We start from the raw sequence: 4774 nt of genomic DNA on the forward strand, positions 1-4774 counted from the left end.
TCACTCGTCTGTCACGCCAACCACCAGACTGCATCAGCAGGTTGGAAAAGGCTCACTGCCACTTCACCACGTGTGTTTCGGAAGGGCCCGAACGTTCGGTCACCGTACTCGGCATCTGGTTTCGCCTCAATGCTGCTGTTCGGTTGACTGCTCTGGTCATGCCTCACGGTGACATTGCAGCTCGTCGCATTTCGATACCTGCCGAATCTCACCTTCGCTCTCCGTGGTCTCATCTTGTATCTTCCAGGTCTCACTTGGGGTAGCATGAGCGACCTGAACAGCCAAGGACGAGGCGATCCATGGGCAATGAAGTGGTGGCCATCAAGGCGTTGATCCAGGAACGCCACCTGAGCTACACGGGCTTCTGCCAGGAATGGGAGAAGATCGCCGCGGGATTTGACAATCGGCTGGCCGGAAGTCACCCTGGCCACGCCCAGTTCTACCGGTGGCTCAAGGGGGACCTGCGGAGCGGAAAGCCTCGCACTGATTCATGCAGGGTTCTTGAGGCCATGTTTCCCGGCTGGTCCGTCGAGGAGCTTTTCGCGCCTCACTCCCGGACAGAAGATCCAAGAGAGGGCTCGGGAGAACATCGGCGGACTCCCAGCGAAGAGGGTCGGCACCTCGATCTGGCAGGCGTGTACATGTCCAGGCCACAGTTCCTGTCCGAGGTACCCCTGTACGAAATGATCGAAAACGCTTCCATCGTGCGAGCCAGTGGGCTCTCTCTGAACCTGCTCACTCAGCACTACGCAGACGCACAAATTCGACGCTTAGTCGAATCAGGGACACGATTTCAGCTGCTCTTCCTCGACCCGGACAGCGAAGCCATGAAGGTACGCGAGCAGGAGGAAGGGTACGAAACCGGGTTCTTAGCCGGTCTCACTGAAATCAACCTCAAGATCATGAAGGAACGCGTGCGGTCCCTGTTGACGCCGGAAGCACGCGACCGGGTGAAAATCGGCGTCTCCGCCGAGACCATTCGATTCAACATCATCCTGATCGACGACTCGACCGGGGTGATTCGGCCGTATCTTCCACAGTCGCGTGGAGTGGACTCTCCGACCCTTCTGACCGAACGCAGAAAGCACGGCGGCGAGTTGTTCCATACGTTCGAGCAAGTCTTCGCCTCACTCTGGGATCGAGCGACACCTCTATGACCGACCTACCGGATCTGCTCAAAATCGCCGACGGCGCCGTCGAACTCGCCAGCTCCATTGTCGTCAGCCGCGACCCCGGCGAGATCACGGCCAAAGGCGACCGTGACATGGCGTCTGAGGTCGACTTCGCAGTCGAGGCATCGGTGCGCCACTATCTGGCCGACCTGACCCCGGACATCTCCTTCGTGGGCGAGGAGGAAGGGAATTCACCGCAGGAAGGGCGGTTCCTGTGGGCTCTGGATCCGGTGGACGGGACCGCGAACTTTGTTCGCGGGATTCCCCTCTGCTGCGTTTCCCTGGGGCTCTTCGACGGTAAACGATGCGTGCTCGGTGTTGTCGACCTGCCGTTCATGAACGCTCGGTACCATGCCACCGAAGGCGGCGGAGCATACTGCGGATCGAGGCGGATCCAGGCCAGCGGCACCAGAGACCTCAATGCTGCGATCGTTTCCATCGGCGACTACGCCGTCGGCGCCGGTGCACGAGTACGCAACGAGCGGCGGCTGGCGATTACCGAGCGTCTTGCGGGACGGGTCCAGCGGATCCGGATGTGGGGAACAGCAGCCCTGGACCTGGTGTGGGTCGCGGAAGGGAAAACCGACGCGAGCATCATCCTGTCCAACAACCCCTGGGACACCTCGGCGGGCGTCGTGATTGCACGCGAAGCCGGTGCGCGTGTCGTCTCCGCATCCGGTGAAGCACACGACATCGACTCTGGCGAGACCATTGCCGTGACCCCGGGTCTGCTTCCCGAGGTTCTTCCCCTGGTGCAGGAACAGTGAACCACCGGAGTGCAACCGTGACCACGCAGAACATCTCAAGGTGAAAGGGGAATCCGTGAACATCGAGGAAGGCCGTATCTTTCGCGAGGCGTGGATTGCGGGTGTCCGGAAGCACTTTCCCGGCGAGCCGAAACCCGGATACATCACACCGTGGGAGGAGACACCGGACTGGGAGCGGGAGTCCGCGGCAGCCGTGTGCCGTCAGGTGCGTGAGTTCGTCAAGCTCTCCGGCGGCAGCACGAGTCGGCTGAACAGGGAACAGCGCGGGCGCTTCGTCGCCACCTGCTGGATCGCGCAGATCTACCACCGCATCGAGAACCCCAAGGCGGGCTACGTGGCGGATTGGCCCGAGCTTCCCGAGTGGCAACAGGAGACGGACGCAGACATCTTCGACGCCATCGAGAGAGCAGTCACCCAATAGATTCCTCCCCGACTGGATTGCACCGACGACCTGCCCGGTGCACGGGGTCAGGGGGTGAGGACGATTCTTCCGGCGACCGATCCGTTCTCAAGAAGGCGGTGAGCCTGCGCCGCCTGGGACAGCGGGACGGTCTGGACGTCGATCTGCACCAGGCCCTTCCGGACCGCCTCCAGCGCGGCGCTGGCCGCGGGGCCGGCCAGTTCCGGGTGGTGGGGGAGGTGGAAGCCGACCGCGTAGCCGAGCAGCGCGAGGTTGCCGCCCCAGAGGGCGTTCGTGGGCACCGTGTGCTGCCAGTCGCCGCTGGCGTTGCCCACCAGCAGCATCCGCCCCATCGGGGCCATCACGCCCAGGCTGGCTGTGCGCACCCGGCCGCCGACCGGGTCCACGACGACGTCGAAGCGGCGGTCGCCGACCGCCTCGGCGAGGTCGTCGGCGGGGACCACCTCGTCGTAGGGCAGCGCGGAGGCACGCGCGCGCTCCAGCGAGGAGCGGCGCACCGTCCCGGTCACGCCGGCGGCGCCCAGGGCGCGGGCCACGCCCGGGAAGGCCGACGCCAGGCCGCCCAGCGCGCCGTGCACCAGCACGTGTTCGCCCGGCTTGAGGTGTGCCACCTCGGTGAGTGCCAGGTAGGCGGTCGCGGCGTTGGGCACGGCCGCGACCGCGAGCGCGGGATCTACGCCGGTGCCGTCGAGGCTCGTGGTCAACGCGGCGTCCGCGAGGGCGACGGAGGCGTAGCCTCCCTCCGCCCCGTTGCCCGACAGGGTCACGACCGGCTCGCCGACCCGCAGGCCCGCCACCCCGTCGCCCAGAGCGCGGACGGTGCCGGCCACTTCCAGCCCGGGCACGTAGGGCGGCTGCGGCAGCCCGGTCTGGTCCTGGTACAGGCCCTGCCTGAGGTAGACGTCGATCAGCCCCACGGCGGCGTGGGTGACGTCGATGGCGACCTGGCCGGGGGCGGGCGCGGGATCGGGAAGCTCGGTCGGCTCGAAGACGTCGGGTGAGCCGAAATCCGTGACCACGGCGGCGTGCATGAGGGTCTCCAGTCTCTCGCCGGGGCGGGAAGGCCCGCTCTTACGCAAGCACATTGCGTTACGGCGTTAACGCAATGTGCTTGCGTTATTCACGCTACCACACCCGGGCCGACTTAACGCACCTTGCATGCGTTAAAGTGGGGCCATGCACAGCCGCGCACGGTCCCCAGAGGCCAAGCTCCGCCGCACCGAGGATCTGCTCGCCGCCGCGCGCACCCTCGCCACCGCCCGCGGAGGGGTACGGCACGTGACGCTCGCGGCCGTGACGGAGGCCGCCGGCCTGCACCCGTCGGCTGTGCGCCGGTACTTCGCCAGCAAGGAGGAACTACTGCTGGAGCTGGCGGAACGCGGGTGGAACGAGTGGCGCGACGGCCTCGCCGCCCACCTGGCGGGGGCCCGGGACCTGCCCCCCGCCGACTCCGCCGCCGCCGTGGCCGCGACCCTCACCGCCCAGCCCCTCTTCTGCGATCTGCTCACCCACGTGCCGCTCAGCCTTGAGGGCGACGTCGACATCGAGCGGGCCCGGCGCTACAAGACCAACTCCTTCGCCGCCTACGACGCCCTCGTCGACGCCCTCACCGCCTCCTCCCGGACCCTGACGACCGCCCAGGCGCAGGAGCTGATCGCCGCGGCGCTCGGGCTCACCGCGCACTTGTGGCAGGTCTCCCACCCGACCCCGACCCTCGCCGAGCTGTACGCCCAGAACCCCCGCTGGGGACACGTCGCCCTCGACTTCGCACCGCGCCTCACCCGGCTGCTGCAAGCCGTCGCCGTCGGAGTCACGGTGATGGACGGTGACTGAGCACCGGGAACCGATCGGCCGTCCGGGCCCCGGGGCCGACCGGGCGCCGAGGCCGACCGGGCGCCGGCACGGCAGTGCTCGCTGTTCCAGGCCGCGACCGAGCCGCTGCACTCGCTGGCGGTGCTCACGGTGGATCTGTACGTCGTCGCTCAGCGGTCGAGGTTGACGGTCGAGGAGTCGTGGGACGGGCACGGAGCGGTCCGTGCCGCGCTCTTCACCCTCGGCGGGTCCGGGGAAAGTCGCCGGTCAGTCGCGTTCCAGCAGGGCGGCGGCACGGCGGCCGGGTCAAGGCAGCGGGCCCGGCCGCGGGGGCGCGGGGCGGGAGGGGGGGGGGTTGTCCGGGTCTGCGGAGGTGGCTTCGAAGACCGGGGCCAGCTCCGGCAGGCCCATGCTCTGCAGCGCCTCGACCAGCGTGCTCCGTGGCCGCCGGGTACCCGCCGTCCGCAGCACGCCGGTCAGCGGCCGGGCGTCCGCGACCGCCAGCGCCGCGGCGATCGCCTCCGCCGCGTTCCGTACCTCCGCGAACTGCGCCACGCGCCCGGTACCGCCGCCCGGCGTCCGCCCCGCATCGCGGCGCCCGG

General features: G+C 67.8%; 5 protein-coding genes and 1 pseudogene. 4 read left to right on the forward strand and 2 right to left on the reverse strand.

Features of this window, described 5'->3' with window-relative positions:
- The first annotated feature begins 299 nt into the window (after positions 1 to 299).
- The 3 genes from ABD317_RS33585 to ABD317_RS33595 are packed head-to-tail and all read left to right on the forward strand — an operon-like array spanning position 300 to position 2360.
- The gene (locus tag ABD317_RS33585) at positions 300 to 1157 is read left to right on the forward strand and encodes a DUF5919 domain-containing protein (protein WP_344295090.1); all 858 of its coding nucleotides are present in this window, start codon (positions 300 to 302) and stop codon (positions 1155 to 1157) included.
- Positions 1154 to 1939, forward strand: a complete 786-nt coding sequence (locus ABD317_RS33590; RefSeq protein WP_344295092.1) for an inositol monophosphatase family protein — start codon at positions 1154 to 1156, stop codon at positions 1937 to 1939. Before ABD317_RS33585 ends, ABD317_RS33590 begins: the two co-directional genes overlap by 4 nt.
- Before the next feature lie 55 nt (positions 1940 to 1994).
- Positions 1995 to 2360, forward strand: a complete 366-nt coding sequence (locus ABD317_RS33595) for a hypothetical protein (RefSeq protein ID WP_344295093.1) — start codon at positions 1995 to 1997, stop codon at positions 2358 to 2360.
- A gap of 47 nt (positions 2361 to 2407) precedes the next feature.
- On the opposite strand, the gene ABD317_RS33600 is transcribed toward ABD317_RS33595, so the two are convergent.
- Complete coding sequence (locus ABD317_RS33600; protein WP_344295094.1) at positions 2408 to 3391, reverse strand: quinone oxidoreductase family protein; 984 nt, start codon at positions 3389 to 3391, stop codon at positions 2408 to 2410.
- Between the two features lie 145 nt (positions 3392 to 3536).
- On the opposite strand from ABD317_RS33600, the gene ABD317_RS33605 reads away from it, so the two are divergent.
- The gene (locus ABD317_RS33605) at positions 3537 to 4193 is read left to right on the forward strand and encodes a TetR family transcriptional regulator (protein ID WP_344295095.1); all 657 of its coding nucleotides are present in this window, start codon (positions 3537 to 3539) and stop codon (positions 4191 to 4193) included.
- A gap of 285 nt (positions 4194 to 4478) precedes the next feature.
- Here ABD317_RS33605 and ABD317_RS33610 read toward each other — a convergent pair.
- Positions 4479 to 4774: pseudogene (locus tag ABD317_RS33610) on the reverse strand (hypothetical protein); the annotation flags it as partial.

This window comes from Streptomyces synnematoformans (genome assembly GCF_039531005.1).
Lineage (GTDB): Bacteria > Actinomycetota > Actinomycetes > Streptomycetales > Streptomycetaceae > Streptomyces > Streptomyces synnematoformans.